This is a genomic window from Streptomyces sp. NPDC030991 (assembly GCF_055571235.1).
Map to the genome: position 1 here is coordinate 1 of NZ_JBVIFR010000031.1, position 18,311 is coordinate 18,311.

The 18,311-nt window shown below is 66.0% G+C and carries 18 protein-coding genes and 1 pseudogene; 12 read left to right on the top strand and 7 right to left on the bottom strand.

The window, feature by feature from the left end; all coding sequences use genetic code 11:
* Nucleotides 1–756 precede the first annotated feature (756 nt).
* Nucleotides 757–1,356, top strand: a complete 600-nt coding sequence (locus ACZ45E_RS36160) for a helicase associated domain-containing protein (protein WP_468229651.1) — start codon at nt 757–759, stop codon at nt 1,354–1,356.
* A 12-nt stretch (nt 1,357–1,368) separates the two neighbouring features.
* A complete protein-coding gene (locus ACZ45E_RS36165; RefSeq protein ID WP_468229654.1) occupies nt 1,369–1,677 on the top strand; it encodes a helicase associated domain-containing protein in 309 nt (102 codons plus the stop codon).
* Between the two features lie 570 nt (nt 1,678–2,247).
* On the opposite strand, the gene ACZ45E_RS36170 is transcribed toward ACZ45E_RS36165, so the two are convergent.
* From ACZ45E_RS36170 to ACZ45E_RS36180, 3 genes are all read right to left on the bottom strand, one after another.
* A complete protein-coding gene (locus ACZ45E_RS36170; protein WP_468229657.1) occupies nt 2,248–4,554 on the bottom strand; it encodes a hypothetical protein in 2,307 nt (768 codons plus the stop codon).
* Entirely contained in the window at nt 4,551–5,918 is a 1,368-nt protein-coding gene (locus ACZ45E_RS36175; protein ID WP_468229660.1) for an esterase/lipase family protein, read from the bottom strand. The genes ACZ45E_RS36170 and ACZ45E_RS36175 overlap by 4 nt, the downstream gene beginning before the upstream one ends.
* A gap of 648 nt (nt 5,919–6,566) precedes the next feature.
* Nucleotides 6,567–7,487 carry a hypothetical protein gene (locus tag ACZ45E_RS36180; protein ID WP_468229662.1) on the bottom strand — a complete coding sequence of 307 codons (921 nt, stop codon included), beginning with the start codon at nt 7,485–7,487 and terminating at the stop codon, nt 6,567–6,569.
* Between the two features lie 585 nt (nt 7,488–8,072).
* Between ACZ45E_RS36180 and ACZ45E_RS36185 the strand changes: the two are divergent.
* Both ACZ45E_RS36185 and ACZ45E_RS36190 read left to right on the top strand, forming a co-directional pair.
* A pseudogene (locus ACZ45E_RS36185) lies at nt 8,073–10,051 on the top strand (DNA/RNA helicase domain-containing protein).
* Between the two features lie 380 nt (nt 10,052–10,431).
* Nucleotides 10,432–10,908 (top strand): hypothetical protein, encoded by a 477-nt coding sequence (locus ACZ45E_RS36190; RefSeq protein ID WP_468229665.1) that lies wholly within the window; start codon nt 10,432–10,434, stop codon nt 10,906–10,908.
* 65 nt (nt 10,909–10,973) lie between these two features.
* Here the strand turns inward: ACZ45E_RS36190 and ACZ45E_RS36195 are convergent, their stop codons facing one another.
* The 4 genes from ACZ45E_RS36195 to ACZ45E_RS36210 form a co-directional block, all read right to left on the bottom strand.
* Nucleotides 10,974–11,642 (bottom strand): HNH endonuclease family protein, encoded by a 669-nt coding sequence (locus ACZ45E_RS36195; protein WP_468229667.1) that lies wholly within the window; start codon nt 11,640–11,642, stop codon nt 10,974–10,976.
* A gap of 344 nt (nt 11,643–11,986) precedes the next feature.
* The gene (locus ACZ45E_RS36200) at nt 11,987–12,922 is read right to left on the bottom strand and encodes a hypothetical protein (protein WP_468229669.1); all 936 of its coding nucleotides are present in this window, start codon (nt 12,920–12,922) and stop codon (nt 11,987–11,989) included.
* Complete coding sequence (locus ACZ45E_RS36205; protein WP_468229672.1) at nt 12,906–13,805, bottom strand: sigma-70 family RNA polymerase sigma factor; 900 nt, start codon at nt 13,803–13,805, stop codon at nt 12,906–12,908. The genes ACZ45E_RS36200 and ACZ45E_RS36205 overlap by 17 nt, the downstream gene beginning before the upstream one ends.
* Nucleotides 13,802–14,011 carry a hypothetical protein gene (locus ACZ45E_RS36210; protein ID WP_468229675.1) on the bottom strand — a complete coding sequence of 70 codons (210 nt, stop codon included), beginning with the start codon at nt 14,009–14,011 and terminating at the stop codon, nt 13,802–13,804. Before ACZ45E_RS36210 ends, ACZ45E_RS36205 begins: the two co-directional genes overlap by 4 nt.
* A gap of 615 nt (nt 14,012–14,626) precedes the next feature.
* Here ACZ45E_RS36210 and ACZ45E_RS36215 point away from each other — a divergent pair.
* The 8 genes from ACZ45E_RS36215 (at nt 14,627) to ACZ45E_RS36250 (ending at nt 18,304) form a co-directional block, all read left to right on the top strand.
* Entirely contained in the window at nt 14,627–14,815 is a 189-nt protein-coding gene (locus tag ACZ45E_RS36215; protein ID WP_468229678.1) for a hypothetical protein, read from the top strand.
* Nucleotides 14,816–14,853: 38 nt separating this feature from the next.
* Nucleotides 14,854–15,018 carry a hypothetical protein gene (locus ACZ45E_RS36220; protein ID WP_468229681.1) on the top strand — a complete coding sequence of 55 codons (165 nt, stop codon included), beginning with the start codon at nt 14,854–14,856 and terminating at the stop codon, nt 15,016–15,018.
* Nucleotides 14,991–15,944: a hypothetical protein gene (locus ACZ45E_RS36225; RefSeq protein ID WP_468229684.1), complete on the top strand. Its 954-nt coding sequence runs from the start codon at nt 14,991–14,993 to the stop codon at nt 15,942–15,944. Before ACZ45E_RS36220 ends, ACZ45E_RS36225 begins: the two co-directional genes overlap by 28 nt.
* A gap of 149 nt (nt 15,945–16,093) precedes the next feature.
* Complete coding sequence (locus ACZ45E_RS36230; RefSeq protein ID WP_468229686.1) at nt 16,094–16,321, top strand: hypothetical protein; 228 nt, start codon at nt 16,094–16,096, stop codon at nt 16,319–16,321.
* 23 nt (nt 16,322–16,344) lie between these two features.
* On the top strand, nt 16,345–16,671 hold the full coding sequence (locus tag ACZ45E_RS36235; protein WP_468229689.1) for a DUF6221 family protein: 327 nt from the start codon (nt 16,345–16,347) through the stop codon (nt 16,669–16,671).
* Nucleotides 16,668–16,841 (top strand): hypothetical protein, encoded by a 174-nt coding sequence (locus tag ACZ45E_RS36240; RefSeq protein WP_468229692.1) that lies wholly within the window; start codon nt 16,668–16,670, stop codon nt 16,839–16,841. The genes ACZ45E_RS36235 and ACZ45E_RS36240 overlap by 4 nt, the downstream gene beginning before the upstream one ends.
* Before the next feature lie 191 nt (nt 16,842–17,032).
* A complete protein-coding gene (locus ACZ45E_RS36245; protein WP_468229695.1) occupies nt 17,033–17,245 on the top strand; it encodes a hypothetical protein in 213 nt (70 codons plus the stop codon).
* Nucleotides 17,246–17,287: 42 nt separating this feature from the next.
* Nucleotides 17,288–18,304, top strand: a complete 1,017-nt coding sequence (locus tag ACZ45E_RS36250) for an NAD-dependent epimerase/dehydratase family protein (RefSeq protein WP_468229698.1) — start codon at nt 17,288–17,290, stop codon at nt 18,302–18,304.
* Nucleotides 18,305–18,311 lie beyond the last annotated feature (7 nt).

The following is an 18,311-nucleotide window of genomic DNA, read 5'->3' on the forward strand; positions in this document are numbered from 1 at the left end:
CGGTGTCATCGCGGAGGCCGTCCAGGCAGGATGAGCCCGTCTTCATGGGCCGCACGATGCCGTCGTCCGTGGCTGCGCTGGCCTGCGCAGGAGCGGATACAGCAGCGGCAGCCAGAGCAGTGACGAATGCGAGTTGGGATATCCAGCCGGTACGTCTGTGCTTGATGTTGTCGATCATGCAACGAATCGTCAGCGAATCCGACCCGCGGAAGAAAACACTCCGGGTCACATTGGCCTGAACCATTCGGCGGAATAGCTTGTTCCAGCATATGCCCGCACCCGTTGCCCACCGGCAGCGGGGCGCTTCGAGTACCTAACACGATCACGGCTATGTAGCTGGCTGCTGTCAGAGCCCGCCGAGGTGGCCCGCAGATGAGGCGTGCTCGCTCATCACGGGAATGCACCAGATCCCTGGAAGTCGACCATGAACCAGATCGCCAGGGGATGAGGATAGAAGGACGAGCGCGCTACGCGCGCACGACACTGAGACCAGTGAGACGCTTGCCGACTCCCGTGCACGGAGCCGGAGTTGGGATGAGGCTAGCTCCGAGAGCGCTGGGGAGGGCGAGTTCCCGGATGACGTCGACGGCCTGGAGGGCGCGGAGCCGGCCGAGTCGGTGAGTGCGGGGGCGCGGGAGCTGCTGAAGTTCTCTTCGCCGCGCGAACCCGCGGAGCTCGCGCGGTTCGTGCGGCTGCGGGTCCTGGAGCCGGAAGGCGCCTACTGGCTGCGCGGCATCGAGGCCGCGGCCCCGCTACGTGAAGGAACACGGGGACGGGCCGCTGACGGCGCCGTACGCGTTCGTGACACCCGACGGCTGGACACCGGCCGTCTTCCCGCTCGGGGTGTGGCTCACCCATCAGCGGCGCTCCTACAAGGTCGGCCGGCTCGACCCGAAGCGGGCCCGGGAGCTGGATGAGCTGGGCATGGTGTGGGCGCCGCGCGATGACGCCTTCAACGACGGCCTCGCTGCGGCGAAGGCGTGGGCCGAAGTGCATGGGCACTTCCTGCCGCCAGCCACCGCGGTCTGGAACGGGTACCCGGTGGGGAAATGGGCGAAGAACATGCGCGACGCGGCCCGGCTCGCCGCGCGCCGGGAGGCCGGGGAGCCGGTGGGATCGGAGGCGGGTGCGCTCACCGAGGAGCGGCGCCAGCAGTTGGACGACATCGATCCCGGCTGGTGTCCGGCCTGGGACACCGGTTGGCAACGCTGCCTCCGCCTCGTGCAGGCTCACCTGGCCGGCGGTGGGAGCCTGACGACGGGGGCCGGGGACGTCGTCGTCCAGGGCGAAGACCTCGGACGCTGGGTGCAAGCGCAGCGGTACGACTTCGAGCAGCTGCTCCCCGCGCAGCAGTAGCTGCTGGAGCACATGCTCGGCATCGAGGCCGCCGGAGAGGAAGAGCGGCCGGTGAAGGTGACCCAGGACCACAAGTGGGTGCTCAACCTCGCCGCGGCCCGGCAGTTCCACGCCCGGGAAGGGCACCTGAACGTGCCCCGCAAACACGTCGAAGCCCTGCCCGTCGACCTCGCCGGACCCGCCGCCGCCGGACGCGAGATCACGGTCGACGGCGACGTCCTGGTCGACCTAGGCATGTTGACCGCCAACACCCGCCGCCGCGCCGCTGGGCTGACCGCGGAGCGACGTTCGGCACTCGACCAACTCGACATGCGCTGGTGAACGGCAAGGGAGGGCGAGAGAGCGGTTATGGCGCTTGAGGAGCTTGGCGATCTTGTCCCAGTCCTGCCGGACGGCATAGCGGCAGAAGTAGGCCTGGCCCATCAGCTCGTCCAGTAACTGGTCATCCATGGCCTTCGCCGACGCGACCTTTTCGGACTCGACGGCTTCGGACGCGGACACGTTCTCACTGGCCATCGATGCATCTTCAATGATCGGGCGTTACCCCGAACCTTTTGACAGTCCCGAATGAGGCTCCCTCGTGGTTACGCGACAACAGCACGCCGATCAAAACCTCCGCTCCCGGCAGCTACGACCTGAGGCATCTGGTCGAGCGAGCGGCCGGCACATCTACCAAGCGGGGCGCTCACCGACTCCGCGTTCATGGTCGGATATCCCTTCAGGTACGACTGCCCAAACGTGCAGTTCGGTGTGACCCGCGCGAGCTGAACAAGCCTGGGTGTGTCGGTTGCCCCCTCTTCAGTAGCCAAGACTCCTGTGGCGTGCTCAAGACGAAGCCCTCCGGCCGTGCAACCGGGCAGGTCCATAGGCTGCCCGGTTCACCAACGCTCACTAGTACGAAGAAATTACCTCTTTAGCAATGCTCCGCACCGCGCGTGATGGGTGGCCTGAAGAAAGTTGATCAACCTTCAGTCGGATTTCCGAATCTACTGGAGGATTAGTTTTCATAGAGCTCAACATGCGGATTGGGATTGCGATTCCATCTTCATCGAGAAGATTTAGGATGCGATCTCGGATCATTTTATGCGATAGTTCATCACTTTCCGAAAAGAGCGCCAGTGACCTTCCAGCGTGAGATCTCACAGAAACATCGTGATCGTGACTCAGCTGGGATGCAACAGCCTGGATCCACGTGTCATGACGCAGTTCAGCCAGGGTAGCTACAGTGCGAGCAGCTTGCTCGCGCTTCTCGGCCGAGCTACTGCCGGCCAGCTCTCCAACACACGAAAATAGGGTGCTCTCGTCGATCAACCCGTAGACGGCCAGAAAGCGCAAGGCTTCTGGATACGGCGTGATGCCAGAGTCAGAAAAAAAGTCGACAGTCTCGAATAGCATTTCACGCGAAGATTTTACAAATCGAGCAGCCGCACTATTCTTCATTTCTGGTCGCTCATGAGCCAAACGCTCGAATGCTCGATCTGTTTCATTCCTTTGAATCCCCGGTTCGACCAAACAGGCAGCCAATTCATCCCAGAGATCAGCATCGGTGAAGACGATGAGAGCAGCCGCCACATCTGCAGGCAAGGGGAACTTCATCGAATACGAGTTGCTGCGCGCCTCCGTGATCAACGCGCGAAGTTCCGGGATTACCAGTTTCGTGCTCTGTTGGACTACCGAATGAGGCATCGCGTTTCCGCGGGTGACACTATTGAGGCGAATTGCGACCGCCCCAAGGTCACGAAGAGGTCGTGAATCGTCAGGGTGCAAACCAAGAAATGTGGCAGCCGACTCCATCGTTGCCGGCCACTGCGCAGCATGATCAGTCAACCAAGCTGCCCAGCTATTTGCCGTCTTAGGGCGAACGGCGGTCCAGTCTAGAGTGCCAATTGCCCGTGCTAGATCAGTGTCTACCCGGTCAGCTACCGACTCCCGCAATTGGCATTGCTGAAGAAGGAACTCGGCAACATCATCGGTCTTATCTGCTACACGCGCGAGTGTACAGGCCGTAAACCAGGCTTCACCGACATATGTCTCTTCAGACCATTCACGCACAGCAGCGAGCGCGCGATTCGCCTCAGTGGTGGTCATGAGTTCAGCAGCGCCGCGTAGCACTCTCAGCTCGTTTCGACTGAGCGGATAGATGCCAACGCGCTGTTGAATGATTTGTCGAGCATCTTCGCTGAGCGCCCATAGCGGGCCCGCCATGCGGAATCTTTCAACAGCCAAAGAGAGCTCCGCGTGTGCTCCAGAATGCCGCAAGAGCCGCAAGGCATCTCGGACATGCTCTGTTTGCTCAAACGCGTCAATCTGCACGAGCCTTAGTAGTGCCAGCTCCTTTCGCGATGCCCGAACATCAGCGTGCCCTAGAAGCTCCAGTGCCAGGGACTGTGCGAACATGTCTGGAACCTCGGGTCCGCCCAAGACATAACGGGTTCTATTTCCAAATCGATTCCTGAAAGTCTGCTGCACAAATTGAGCGTATGCATCAGCCCGGTCGGCGGTAATCTTGGTCAACTGTTCCGAGCGAGGCGACTTTAGAATCTCCTCTCGTGTGGGGAAATCGGCCCATCCAACTTCCTTAGCTGATCCTTTCCGCCGCACTAGAGATAGGCTCCAAATGGAGTGCTGAAGAGCGCTCAGAATGTGCATCAGCGTGGTCCGGAACTCGGCGTAGGGGCCCAGTTCGCAGGTAGGCAAAGCATCGAGTCTAATCCGAGCAAATAGCGTCAGTGCTTCCGTGCTCACCACCTCGTGATCGTGATTGGTGTCCCACAACCGTAGGCTTTTTTGTTGCAGCAAAAGAACCCGAAGGAGTAGCCCACCCGGATTTTCATCGGAAGCCACACGGTCAAGCAAGGTGTCAAGAATCAACTCGCACGTAGCATAATCCTCGATCTCAGCGGCGGCACAACAAGCCATCAAGCCCAAAGCACAGGCGCGCGCTGTATCCTGCCCAGTTTGGTCCATGATTTCGCTGACGAGGCCGGCGAGGCCCTGTCTAATTTCTGTTGGGTCCATGCTCAGGGCAACTGATCTGATTCCATTGTCGTCTGATTGGCCAACGTCAAATTTGCGGACGTATAGTGCATTTCCAATAACAAGTGCCGCTAGCTGCACGACCGCCTCTGACTGATCTTCTGTGCGCCCGAGGAGGATGTCTCTCGGACGTAGCAGTGCCACGATCCATGCGAGATTCACAACTCTTCAGCCTCCTCATATGCGTCATAATTAAACGGCAACAATCGCTGTTGACTTTTTGCGATCTGTCTAGCTGGATGACGGTGCGAAAGAGCGTCAATCCATTTCCTGAGAACTATGCCGATTCCGGAATTACCCTCGGTGCCTTCGATGTAAAATTTACTCGCCTGTTCGGGTGATAGCCAACCTCGCACCTCAAGCGATGCAGCAGAATAGCTTTCACCGACAGGGCAGATACCGACCGAGTCGGCAAAGCCTCGCTCAAAAGCCTCGATAGCTTCGCATACTACTCTCTTTGATGGAGGTGATCCTGAAATTACATCACCGGCATGGTTAATCGCGATTAATAGATCTACCTTCGTCCCGGCTTTCACATGGTCATAGTCGACCACGTCCACGTATGAGGTGGAAGATTCGGCACGAACTTTGTTATAGATAACGTCCCAGTCAGAATCCCGACGGTCACCTTCCAGACGGGTAACGAAGAAGTCTGATCGCGAGGGTTCTTCCAGAACGGTCGCGAGCCTTTTCTGTTTCGAATTTCGCTGCCACTGAGCCCGGGCTTCTTGGACGTCCTTAATGCACGCCAGCAACCAAGTGTGTTGCGGAGCGTCGACTTCACGAGGCTTGACGACATTGAAATGCGTTGCTTTGAAACGTCTTCGCTGGTCTTCAGGGAGACTTCCCGACGCGCTAGCTGGGCTCACTGCGATGTCGAGAGTCGCTATCGCCGCATAGCGGGGTACGATAAATCGATACTTACCCTCAGATGCCAAACATTGCATTTGGACGTAGGAATGAAAGAAGTTTCCATACTCTATCTGGTCTTTCGAGAGCAGACGCAATCGCTTAACATCGCGAAGAAATGAGAGCAGCAGGAGCGCCTTACCTGACCCTCTTATCGGTGAAGCCATCATGAACATTGCGGCTACTGGCGAAACAGGGGAGCATCTGCCGTCTTTAAGCGCCAAATCTTGTAGATACATGCTAACGGCAGTTTCGGCGACAAGACCTCCGAGGCTGTGCGCGACCAGATAGATCTCGCCGTATCCTTGGCTTAGCTCCTGAATGTGCTCAGTAAGTTGACGCGCCTGAACGTCAATATCGGCCCCCGGCCGCCCACGAAAAACTGCCCTGAACAGGCTTGGATAGTCATATACGGCCACGTCCATTGGTGCCGCATCCCGATGACCTTGGAAGATTAACTCTGGCCAAGACTTCCAGGTGCCGTAACCGAATCCGTTCAGGCCATGAACTAGAACTGCGACTGCCGTACTGGATCCTGACGGCCGTGTATGAAGATGCATGCTTTGGCCATCGCTGAATCGGACCTTCGCGAAGGCATCCTGCTTAAGGATGCGCATCAGCACTCCCCCCTGGCGATCCTGCTGGAGGCTGGATCCGCACGGACCGCCCTCGGGCCACCACTCACGAGAACCGATCCTACCGATGTGAGCCTTACTCATCCGTCGTTTGGTGTCGCGAGCCCAGATCTCAACGCGGCCGTCAGTTCTCGAACGATTGCCCCGGGACTCTCGGACAACCTCACGAAGCGAGAGTAGGTTGCGCCTTCCTGAGGCCTAGACGGCTTCCTGAAGGCGAGCTCATGCGATGGATGGGGACGTGGCTGTGCTCTGACCGGAAAGGCTTGCCGGGTTAGAGGGGGTCACTCCCGCTCGAAGGCAGTTGCGAGGTGGCCGCGGCAGAGGTCGGCAGCCGTGAGGTGGGGTGTGTGCAGCGTATTGCTGTAGAGCCGCATCTTACGAGTCGCCCGGTCGAGGTGCTGCCAGAACGTGAGCGGCAGGTCGAGGTCATCACCGAGATCGACGAGGAGCCTGCACCAGCTTCTCGATCACCGGGACCCGGTTGCCGCCGGCCGAGGCCAGCAGCATCAACGCGCGCTGACAGCGCACCGAACTGGTGCTGCCCGGGCGCACGATCTGCTGCAGCTTCTGCCCTCTGCGTCGATGCGCGGTGCAGATGCCGCACCGTCTATCCACGGCGCAGAAACGCTAGCTGGCGGTGTTGCTGCGGTGCCAGGCGAAGTAGACCGAGCGCTGCTCGTGGTAGTCGCCGACCTGATGGCCGGCCAGGGACTCGGCGGCGTCCTTGAGGGCGGGCGTTTCGTGGGCCTTGTCGCTGACGGCTACCTGCCCGGCGTCGGTGACGTAGATGTAGCCGTGCTCGAAGAGCTCGTCACAGCCGAAGAGGCAGGCGGGCATAATGTTGGCCATCTGGAGGCGTTCTTCAGGGGTGGCGTGGCTGCGGCGCTTGATGTGGGCGGCGCGGATGAAGCGGGCAGGCAGGTGGCGTCCGCACAGTGCGCAGGTGAAGGTGGCGGCGCCGTTGAGCATGGTCTTGCGGATCTTGCTTTGCTCCCGGCGGACGAAGACCTGGGCAAGGGCGCTGTCGGCGCCGGTGAGGGTGACGGTGCCCGGCGCGGTCGGGGCGGGCGGGTCCTCGTCGTTGGTGTCGGCGGGCAGTTCGGTGGCGAACTGTGCAAGGGCTGCGGTGCCGGGCAGGACGAGGGCGGATCCCTGCTTGTTGGCGGACAGGCGAAGAGCTTCGGCGGCTTCGGCGCCGAGAGTCTGCCCGGTCACGTTGGGTTCGTCGACGAGAAGGTCGATCCCGATGCGTTCGGGGTAGGTGTCGTCGGGCCAGACCTCGTTGGTGTCTTCGAAGTAGGGGCGGGTGACCTGGGTGACCATGACGCGCTTGAGCGTGGCGTTGGCCCAGCCGCCGGCGGGGACGCGGGCCTGGGGGCCGATGTGGGCGAGGACGAGGTAGTCGCCGGCCTGGAGGCTTTGCACGTCCGCGCGGCCGCTGGCCCGGTCGAGGGTGGGCCGCTTCCAGCCCCACAGGCCGCGCTCGAGGCCGATGTTGAGGTTTCGGCGTGAGGGCGCGGGGACGTAGATGTACGCAGTCTGGGGCACGTGGGCTCCTGCACTCGGCTTCCCCGGCGGGGAAGGTTCAGTGGTGGGCGGTCTTTCGGGTCCGTTCGTCCGGCGGCTCGCCGGCGGAGAGGAAGTACCGCTCACAGCCTCAGGGTTGAGGTGTCGAAGATCTTAACGCATGTGAGCTGGCGGCAGGAAGCGAGTCGGTGAGCCACGGCTCGGTCGCGTGTCCTGCCGCCAGATTGCTGAGCTTATCGAGGTGTTCCCGCGGTCGTGTCCGCGATGGGTGGGGTGCGTTGTCCTGGCACGAACGGCTTCAGCGGCCGACTGTCCTGGCTGCCGGCGAACGGGAGGGTGGCGGCACGCGTCGGCTGCCGGCCCGGGATGCTGATGTCAGAGCGGCACGAGGTGCGAAGGGGCCCCGGGGCAGCGTCCCGGGGCCGGAGCCCGAGAGCGCCGCGGAGCATCGGTACGGCGCCCCACCTACCGGTCCCACGGCACGGGAGCCCGCGTGCGTCCCCTCGGCAGGAGCCGACGGAGCCGTGTGAACGGCTCTCTTGCGTCGCTAGGGCCTGACCTGCTTAACGTCTGCGCTGCGGGATGCCCACAACCTCGGGGGAGCACATGAGCGGCCAGTTGACGTCACCGACCACGCCGGGCACCGTCGCCGTGCCCTCCCCCCGTTCCCTGCTGAGCGCGGTCGGCGGTTCACCGCCCGGGGTGCTCGCTTGCGCGGCCGCGGGGCGGGTGGGCGAGATCGCCTCACACGTTGGGGATCCCGGCTTCCTGCGGGAATGCGCCGCGCGCTATACCGCGGCCGGGTTCGGTGTCCCGGGCGAAGCCGAGGTGCGCAGCTGGCGCAACAGCTGGCCGCCGCTGCTCGCGGCGCTGGTGCGGGCCGGGCTGTCCGACTGGCAGGTGTATCTGGAGTACGGCACGCCGGACGGGGGCCGGCGACTGGACGCGCTGCTGGTGGGGGCCGGTCCGGACGGTGCGCTGGGGCTGGTGGTGGTGGAGCTGAAGCAGTGGCAGACCTGCACCGGCCTGGACGAGAGCCGGGTCCGGCGCAGCGACAGGCTGGTGGCGGCCCATCCGGTGCACCAGGTCGCCGCCTACCGCAGCTTCTTTACGCACTGGCGGCCACGCAGCGCGCCGGTGCTGGATGTGCGCGCGGTGGTGGTGCTGCACAACGCCACCGCCGAGGAGGGGGCCGCCCTGCGCTCCCCCGCCGCCCCCGACATCCCGGTCCTGACCTCCAAGGACCTGGACGCGCCGGCCGCGGACCTGCCCCCACTGCTGTGCTGTGGCGGGTTGGTGGCACCGGGTGTGGTGCAGGTCAGCGTGTTCGAGAGCCTGCGGTGGGAGCCCTCCAGCCGCCTGCTCGACCAGGTCGGCTCCGCTCTGGACGGCAGCAGCACCTTCGCGCTCGTCGGCGACCAGCAGGACGCATTCGTGCGGATCCGGGCCGCCGCCGACCGCCATCTGCCCGCACGCCACCACGACATCACGCGCGACAGGCATGCCGGCGGGGCCGGCGCGGTCATCACCGTCAGCGGCGGTCCCGGCAGCGGCAAGACCGCCCTCGCGGTCCGGCTGCTGGGCCGCCTCATGCGCGCGCACCCCGCCACCCGGCCGAGCTTCATCACCCCCTCTGGAACCCTGCGCGCCCACCTCCTGGACGCCGTCCGCGAGAACAGCGCCGCCCGCGAACTGTTTCCTTCCGTTGGTGCCCTGCGCAGCACCGGCCACCAGACCAGTGCTCTGGTCATCGACGAGGCACAGCGCATCAAACGCACTGGCCCCGGACTGCCGCCGGACCTGGCCGCGGTCGTGCGCAACGTCGCACTGGCCGTCATCTTCCTCGATGAACGCCAGGTCATCCGGCCCGACGAAGGCACCACCGTCGAGGAGATCCGCGCTGCCGCCCGGCAGTTGGGACGCACCCACCACCACCTGGAGCTCACCGGATCCTTCCGCTGCCGCGGCTCGGCCGCCTACACCGGATGGGTCGACAGCCTTCTGTACGGCACCCCCACCCCTGGACCGGGCAGGCCGGCTATCAACTCCACCTCGCCAGCGACCCCTTCACCCAGCAGCACGAGGTCGAGCAGGCCACCGCCGCCGGACACAGCGCACGGACCACCGCCGGATTCTGCTGCCCCTGGAGCCACTCCAGGCCTCGTCAGGCCACACTCCCCCTTGACATCGCCATTGACGTCCCCGACCTCACCGGCCCGCCCCGCACCTGGCGTGCCGCCTGGAATGCCCGCACCGCCCTCACCGACCCCGACGGCACCACCATCGCCCCACATAGGCAGCTCGGGGCCACCCACACCGGAGGCCACCAGCAGATCGGTTGCATCTACACCGCCCAAGGCCTCGAGTACCGCCACTCCGGCGTCATCATCGGCCCCGACCTCACATGGCGCGACGGCCGCTGGCACGCCCACCCCGACCACAGCCGCGACGAGAGCCTGCGTCACCTTCCCGCCGACCAATACCTGCGCTACGCCCTCAACACCTACCGCGTCCTACTCACCCGCGGCACCCACAGCAACCGCATCCACGCCACCCACCACATGCTCACCACACTCATCCCCTGAGCCGACTCGGAGTGCTTGGCCAGCCCGATCGCCGCCGCGCAGGCACCAGCGTCAATAGCCGCGCCGACGCGCTCCGCTCCTCCACGCCCCATCCCACCATCCCCGCCCACCACAGGCCCGAAAGAGCTACTTGGCGAAGTCAGCTGACCTGCCGCGTGACCAGGCAGAGCCGACGAGCGCCTTCTCGGATGTGACGCCGCGCCGCGGGTCAGACAGGGCTTCGTTCAATAGCACGTGGTGACTGAGTAGCGCCTGCCCAGATCCGTGCAGGACGCGGTCGCTGTAAGCCGCGATACGCGACCGGCACAAGGTCATCCGCGTCCTCACGGCAGGTCGAAACGCGGAAGGAGTCCTGTCACGGACCGGGCAGAATGAGCGGCATGGTCAACGAGCCGAACAGCGGCTTCGCGCTGCCGCGGGGCGCGACAGGCTTCTTCCGGCCGAAGGACGGCCCGCTCCCAACCACTGACCTACGGGTATTCCGTACCGCTCTGTATGCCGCTGCCCGTGCCGCCGGAAGCGAAGTGGGCGAGGTGGAAGAACAGGCATACCCCCGGACCTTCCACACCGGTGCGATCGTCATGCGCGCGGGCGAGACCATCGTCCTGTGTCACGCTCATCACCCCTGGATCGCCTTCGCCCAGACGCGCCGGGACTGGTACAGACAGGAATTCCTCGCCCCGCCGCCGTGGGCCCCCACCTTCACCACCGCGGGCCTGGTGGTCCTTGATCGTGAACAACTCGCCACGCCCCTCGCCGACGTGGACACCTCCGAGCTCACACCGGGCGAGTGGCATGCGGTGCGCTTCTACGGCATCACCACGTTGGGCGGCATGCTCTTCAACGCATGGGACTGACCTCCACACCGGAGGCCACGATCGACGCTGGGCTATGAACGGCCGACTCAGGCGCTGCCGACGTCCTAGCCACCGGCGGGGACGTACTCGACGTCCTGGTTGCCGCACCCCTTCGCCAGCTTCGTCAGCGCGGCCGTCTCGGCCCGGTCGGCGCTCAGGCCCCACCGGAGCTTGGTAGCCGTCCAGTCCGCGGCGTACGTGCAGCGGGCATCGGCGAGCGGCGGCAACCACTGGGCGGGGTCCTGGTCGGCCTTGGACCGGTTGCTCTTCGCGGTGACCGCCACCAGGGACCGCTCGGCATCCAGGTCGTTGGCGTAGGCCTCGCGGCGCGCGGGCGTCCACTGCGAGGCGCCGGAGTCCCAGGCCTCGGCGAGCGGCACCATGTGGTCGATGTCCAGGCCACCGGGCTCGGTGAGAGTTGTTCCGTCGTAGTAGGAGTACCAAGTTCCCCGGGTGACCTTGCACGTGTCTTCGATCTCGGGCTTGGTGCGGGATTCGTCGATGAGGACTTCCGCGCGGGTGGTGCAGTGGTCCCGGTCGGCGTCCACCCAGTGCTTGAAAGCAGTTCGTACATAGCCCTCGCGGGCCTCGGCGGAGCCCGGCAGCCGGCCGATGGCATCAACCAGGGGCAAGTGGTGCGGTTCGGGTGCGGGGGTGGCGGGGGCGGGGGTCGCGGTGAGGACGGGCAGGGCCAGGAGGGCGACGGCCAGGCCGCGCAGCACAGACGTGGTCATGTCCCGGTGATAGCGGGACCGCGGCCGGCCCGGGGCCAGGATGCGCCGGGGGCCACTCGTGTGGGGGGATCAGTCATATTGAGGAAACGTCTCGCCTGACCCCACAGCCCGCGAAGGCCACGGCCCCGCCCGGGACTGTCCGGCGCGGGGAGCGCCCGGCTCTGCCCGGGCCATGAGGCTGGCGTGTGGCCTGCCAGCGGTCGCGTGCCTCGTGGCGGCGGGCGCCGATCGCGCCCGGCCAGCACCGGCATCAGCGTCAGACTCGAGGCGCCGGGCATAGACGGCGGCGTTCACCGGGCCTGGCCAGCCCCGGCAGCTGTGTCCTGCGAGCTGGTGCACCGCGTCTACGTCGCTGTCTCGATCTGTGACGTCCTGGCCTGCGATGCCCAGGCAGGACGGGGGTGGTCGTTTCCACCGTCGATGTCCTTCGCGGTCGCAGTCGTATCGCGCCGGTGGGTGGTGGCGCGTTGCGTCGCGGTGCGGATGGCCGACTTGCCTGGTGGCCGTGAGGGCAGGGGGGTGGCGGGGGTCCGGTTCGCGGGTGGTGCGGCTGGTCGGTTGAGCTGGGCGTGGCGGCAGCTGAGGGCTTGGATGTGTGCGGTGAAGGTGTCCTCGGGCAGGGGCAGTTCGAGGTCGTCGTCGATGAAGGACACCGCGTGGGTGATGTAGTCGATGGCGGCCTGCTGGAGTGGGGGCGGCGGCGGGGTGTGGCGGGGGCGGTGGAGTTTGAGTTGGCGCAGGATGCGCAGGGTGGTGGGCAGGCTGGCGTCTGCGGAGCGGGGGCGCGCGGTGGCTGGTGGTGGGGCCGTGCTGGGGGTCTGGGCCTGCCACCAGGCGGCGGGGGCTGTTTCTTCCATGGACAGGTGCTGGAGGTAGAGGCAGTAGGCGGCGGTGTGGTCGCCGGCTCCCGCGGCGAACTGCCACCAGAAGCGGGCGGCGTCGTGGGCGTTGCCGAGTTGCAGGTAGCAGCCCAGGGTGCGGGCGCTTTCGGGTTCGGGGACCAGGCTGGAGTCGAGGAATTCGGTGAGCTGGTCGATGCCGGCCTGCGCGATGGCTGTTTCGCACAGGGTGGTCAGGTCGCGGCGGGCTGCCGTCGCCGCGGCGCGCCGCGAGCGGCGGTCCGGGTCGGCCGGGCCGGCCGGGTCGGGAGTGGCCGGCAGCAGGTCCGGGACCGTGCCCGGGCCTGCCGGGTCCGGGGCGGGGGAAGGCAGGTAGTGGTAGGCGAAGTCGTCGTCGCGCAGCCGGGCGCGGGCGAGGACCTCGTCAATCAGTGAGGTCATCAGGGTGTCCTTCCTCATGGGTGGGGCCGGGGAAGTAGTCGGCGAGGGTGCGGCGGGCGTGCATGACGGCCGAGCGGATGTCCGGCAGGGACAGCCCCATGAGGTCCTGCACGGTCTCTTCGGGAAGGCCGTGGATGAAGCGCAGGACCATGACGTCGAGCTGTTTGGGCGGCAGCCGGCGGATGCCGTCGTACAGGCGCAGTGTTTCCTTGAGCTGGCGTACCCGGTCGGCGTGGGTGCTGTGTCGGCGCAGGTTTTGGGTGGCGTAGGCGGTCTCGTCCAGGACGGGGTGCCCGTCGCGGTGGGGGGCGCGTTCCAGGACGGTCCCGCGAAGCATCTGCCAGGCGAACTCGGGTGTGTTGGCGTTGGTGAGGGCCTCGTCCCAGACGATGAGGAGGAGGTTGAGGACGTCCTGGACGGCGCGGCGGGCCTGGGCCGGGCGGCGCAGGAAGGTGGCGGCGTAGGCGTGGTAGTGGCCTTGCTGGCGGACCTGGAAGACGGTGTACTCCAGGGGCGGGGGGCCGGCGTCGTCGGGGACGCAGCCGCTGATCCAGCCGGGGCGTTTGTGGGCTTCCTGGGCCGCGCGGATCCACAGGTTGCGCAGCTGCAGGATGGCAGTGTTCGGCCAGCCCAGCGCACTGAGCAGTGCGTGGATGGGCTGCCAGCGCGGGTAGCGGCCGACGGCCCGCAGCAGTTCGCTGATCTTGGAGCGTGGCCAGGTGGTGGTCTGCTCCAGCTCGAGCAGGGTCTTGCCGCTGGCCTCGAAGGCGTCGCGTACCTGCTGCAGCCAGGCGAGGTGGGCGGGCCCTGCCGTGGCGGCGATGGGGCCCAGTCGGCGCCCGGGCCTGCCCACGCCGGAGGGGGACGCTGGTGGAGGGTTCACCGCTCGGGCTCCTGCTCACTCGGCGCGGCCCCGGCCGGCTGGCGGACGCTGTGGTGGCAGGCAGCCAGGATCTGCTGCACGCACAAGCCGATGGAAGAGATCAGAGCGATCACGGCCGCTGTCGTCTGCCCGAGCGCGGTCAGTGCGATACACAGGCCGGACAGCGCTATCAGCGCGGACACGGCCACCACAATCTTGCTGTTCATCAGGATTACGTTCCTTGTCTGGCGGGCTGTCAACAGGCTTGCTCTGTCCGTACGTTGAGGCACCTGAGGACGTTTGCCGCGTCCAGGACCAGGGCTCGCACCAGCATGGATACAGCGCTGTGAACCCCGGCGCGAAATCACCGAACCGGGAACAAACCCCCTCCCCGGGCGGCACCAGCGTGCACAGCACGCCCCACCAGCACAGCTTCCCCGCAACCGGGTGAAGTTCCCGGTTTCGGTTGCATCCGGTAGCGGTCGGCGTGCGCAATAGACGACAGGACCTCGCGTCCTTCTGCGGCCACGTCCGCAGGCTTCCCTGTCCGGGATACCGCCCCCTCGCTTTGCCACGAGGGGGCACTCCCACGAAAACGGACGCGTGCACAAACCTCGTGCCCGGGCACAGCCCTGACGAGGATGCGCGCAGCGACCTCCCGTGAACCGCTCTGCATCCCCTCTCAGTTCCTGCGGGCCCTCCCCCGAGATGCGCAGCAGGTCGTGGGCTTCGTCGATAGTGCGCCTGCGCAGGGGGCGGGTGTCCCCGTCCTGGGCCCTGACGAGGCCGGCGACGGCGGCGCGGGCCGGTGACCTCGGCGGTCACTCAGGCGTTCACTCCACATGGACGACTTCCCCGACACTCCGACCGCTGTGGACCCGCCGGCCCCGCTACTGCCGCTCCTGTCGCTGTCCGAGGCCCACGATGCGATCAGCGTGCTGGCAGCGGTGACGAACGGCCGACAGCCGGATGCCGATGCGGCGGCCGAACTCCTGTCCAACCTGGCCGCCCGGGTCCCCTCCCTGGAATAACCGGTACCTATTTTTGATCTTCCCCGGGAGGGGATCGGATGACCGACCAGACAGACGCCCAGCACCCCGACGAGCCCGAGGGCGGTGGCGCGGAGCTGGCCCCGGCGACAGAGCCCGCCCAGAGCGAGAAGAAGGCGGAGCGCCCCTCCCCTCGGCCGGACGTGTCCTACACCCTGTGTCCAACGGCATGGACTACCTGGTGAGCGTCTTCCAACACCTGACCGAAGGCGACAAGCCGCCCGGTGCCCTCGACCTCAAGTACACGGTGCTCCATCTCCAGGCGGCCACCGAGGTACTGCTCAAGGCCCGGCTCGCGCAGGAACCCTTCAGCCTCATCTTCGCCGACGCCACCCAGGCGACACACGACGCCTGGCAGAAGGGTGACTTCAAGAGCTGCGGCACCCTGGACGCCTTCGACTGTTCGCGCGGCATCGCCCGCCTGGACCTCGAAGTGAACGACCGGAAGCAGAGCAAGGAGCTTGGCGAGAGTCGCAACGCCCTCCAGCACTACGGCCTGACGTACAACGCGTACGCCATCGAGTCCCGCGCGGCGAGGGTGCTCGAATTCCTGATCACGTTCATCCACCAACACCTCATCCCGGGACTCGACCCCGCCGAAGCTCAAGGCGTCGAGAGCGACATGGACTCGTTCCGGTTGCACCTCAAGGGCATTGAGACGCTGGTCAAGCAGCGCATGAACAACCTCCGGAGCGACCTGGCCAAGGTCGCCGACGTGACGGTGAAGTGCCCGGACTGCGAGCAGTGGGCCATGGTCGCCTACGACGGCAAGGACGAGGGCCCGAACTGCCTGTTCTGCCACCAGGTGTGGCCGAACAACCCGGAGTCCGCCGCCGCCAACTACGCAGGGATCACCCTGGGCCTGGACGAGCATTCTGCTTTTCAGGAAGGCGGCGATCCGCCGGTACTCGACTGCCCGGAATGCGGAGTATGCGCCCTCGTGATGGAAGCGGTGACCGCGGCAGGCCAGCCCGGGGCAACGCCCCTGTGCTTCTCGTGCGGCAACGTCTTCAAGCAACTGAACGCCTGCGAAGGCGGATGTGGAGCCGTTCATGGCGATTCGCTCCGTATCTGCTCCGACTGCATAGATGCTCGCTACGCCCGATTCTGAGTCCGGCCCCCGTTACGTGATCCACCCGAGAGGCAGTTGCCATGACCGGATACAGCCCGCAAGGCCACAGGCCGGAGCCGACGACAGCCCCCGCCACTCCATCGCCGCGGTCCCCGCCCGCGCGCCCCAACGTCGACGCATTCGCGGACATGAGCGCCCAACTGCTCGCCCTGCACACGTTCTTGAAGGCACGCGCGGCGGAGACCGCCGTAGTGACCCCGCTCTTCCACGAGTCCCTGGGGTACGCCATGGGGTACGCCGACGCGTGTATGGAGAAGGGGGACATCGTCGGCGCCGTGCGCAAGCTGACGTGGATGCGCAACGAGGCGAAGCGTTGGGAAGACCACCCGGACTTTCCCGCGGAGGCCAGTCGGTGACCGAGTAGCGACCCGAGCGACCGATGGCCGAGCATGCGGTGACGGCCGCGGAGTGGGCGGCGTTCCTGGAGGCCCGCGTCAAAGAGGAGTTGGAGGCCGCCGATGCGCTCGACGCCCACGGCTGGTGGGAGCTGACCGAGCCGGGCGCCCGCCGGTTCGGGGTACAGGGCATGGGCGGCCGGGTCTTCGCACCGATCCTCACCGGCTCCGGCCACTTCGTGGACCAGGCCACCGCCATGCACGTTGTCCGGAACCAGCCGCAGCGCACGCGTGACGACCTCCTGGGCAAGCTGATGCTGGTCAACCTGCTCAAGATCCAGGCTGCCTACGTCCCTCCGGAGGAGCCGTGAGCATCACGGATCTGGAAGTCGTCGAAGCCGAGCTGGTCGACGACGACACAGTCGACCTAGTCACCAAAGCGCCAGTGCGCTACCTCGTCACCCAGCACACCATGCTGGGGCCCGGCGAGTTGCCACCGCTCGCCAACAAGCGGCCGAACTGGATTCGCCGTGCTGCGTAACCTCGGCGCGGACGGCCCCGACCAGCCGACCTTCCGGGCCCTGACCGTGAAGGGCGACCTCCGCTCCTATCCGGCGAACCGTAAGCGCGGCGTGCGGATGCGGCCGGGCTCGCTGAACGAGCAGTTCCAGCTCCTCGCGGAGCAGGCGGGCGTGCCGTATACATCGACGGCAAGAAGGTCACCTCCCACTCGTGGCGGCCAGCGCGAACACCGACATGGCCGAGAAGGGCGATCCGATCGCCGAGCGCAACCGGGCCGGCCGGTGGGCGGACGGCTCCCATACCGCGGACACGGTGTATGACCGCCGCCACGGTGTCGGGACGCGCGACCCGCTCAATGCGGTGCCGCTGTACGGCGGCCCCGCGCACGCCGCGGTAGCTCGCGCGCAGGAGGACGACGGCTGACCGTCTTCCGTCAAGCCGACCCGACAGGGCAGGATCGCGGGCATGAGAATCCTCGTGCTTGGCGGAAGTTGGTTCCTGGGCCGCGCAGTTGCGCAGGACGCCCTCGCTCGCGGGTGGGCGGTGACGACCTTCAATCGCGGACGCTCCGGCCATGACGTTGAAGGCGTCGCCGCGGTGCACGGTGACCGCACCGTTCGAGAAGACCTTCAGCGCCTCGCCCAACACGGCCCGTGGGACGCCGTGATCGACACGTCGAGTTCCGACTTCCCTCCCCGCGACGTGCTCCTGGCGGCCACCATGCTCCACGAGGCGGCCCACCGCTGGGTGCACATCTCCACCGTATCCGTCTACCAGGACTGGCCCCACCACCCGCTCACCGACGTCTCGCTGCTGCTTGACTGCCCTGCGGATGCGGATGACTCGTACGGGCACACCGGCGAGGACGGTAGCCCTACCGTGTACGGCTTCCAGAAGGCTGGCGGGGAGCAGGCTGTGACCGAAATGTTCGGTGACTCCGCGGTGTTCCTGCGGCCGGGCGTGATTCTCGGCCCCGGCGAGTATGTCGGCAGGCTCCCATGGTGGCTTACCCGGGCGAAGCGAGGCGGGAAGATTCTGGCGCCCGCGCCTCAAGAACAGCGCATTCAGCCTGTCGACGTTCGGGACGTGGCGGCCTTTACTCTCGACCAGGCAAGAAGCGATACGAGCGGAGGCTACAACGTCACCCACCCCGAGGGCATCACCTTCGCCGACTTCCTCAGCGAGTGCCTGTCCGTCACCGGTGGTGCAGGCAAGCCCGTATGGGTGGAACCAGGCGTCCTGATCGAGCACGACGTCAAGCAGTGGACCGAGTTGCCTCTGTGGCGCACGCACGCCGGCGTCTGGTCCGTCGACTCCAGTCGGGCGGTCGCCGCCGGTCTGCGGTGCAGGCCGATCGTGGAGTCGATCCGTGACACGTGGGCTTGGCTTGCTGCGGACGGGCGACCCGTGGACCACCCGCGGTGGGCGGAGCACGGGATTGCGCCGGAGAAGGAGGCAAAGGTCCTCGCCTCTCTGGCTTGACCGGCGC

Coding starts and splice junctions, on each gene's coding strand:
- ACZ45E_RS36190 (WP_468229665.1), top strand. CDS start 10,432: ATGGTCAACGAGCCGAACAGCGGCTTCGCGCTGCCGCGGGGCGCGACA.
- ACZ45E_RS36230 (WP_468229686.1), top strand. CDS start 16,094: ATGAGCGCCCAACTGCTCGCCCTGCACACGTTCTTGAAGGCACGCGCG.
- ACZ45E_RS36195 (WP_468229667.1), bottom strand. CDS start 11,642: ATGACCACGTCTGTGCTGCGCGGCCTGGCCGTCGCCCTCCTGGCCCTG.
- ACZ45E_RS36215 (WP_468229678.1), top strand. CDS start 14,627: ATGGACGACTTCCCCGACACTCCGACCGCTGTGGACCCGCCGGCCCCG.
- ACZ45E_RS36235 (WP_468229689.1), top strand. CDS start 16,345: ATGGCCGAGCATGCGGTGACGGCCGCGGAGTGGGCGGCGTTCCTGGAG.
- ACZ45E_RS36220 (WP_468229681.1), top strand. CDS start 14,854: ATGACCGACCAGACAGACGCCCAGCACCCCGACGAGCCCGAGGGCGGT.
- ACZ45E_RS36210 (WP_468229675.1), bottom strand. CDS start 14,011: ATGAACAGCAAGATTGTGGTGGCCGTGTCCGCGCTGATAGCGCTGTCC.
- ACZ45E_RS36200 (WP_468229669.1), bottom strand. CDS start 12,922: ATGACCTCACTGATTGACGAGGTCCTCGCCCGCGCCCGGCTGCGCGAC.
- ACZ45E_RS36175 (WP_468229660.1), bottom strand. CDS start 5,918: ATGCGCATCCTTAAGCAGGATGCCTTCGCGAAGGTCCGATTCAGCGAT.
- ACZ45E_RS36250 (WP_468229698.1), top strand. CDS start 17,288: ATGAGAATCCTCGTGCTTGGCGGAAGTTGGTTCCTGGGCCGCGCAGTT.
- ACZ45E_RS36165 (WP_468229654.1), top strand. CDS start 1,369: ATGCTCGGCATCGAGGCCGCCGGAGAGGAAGAGCGGCCGGTGAAGGTG.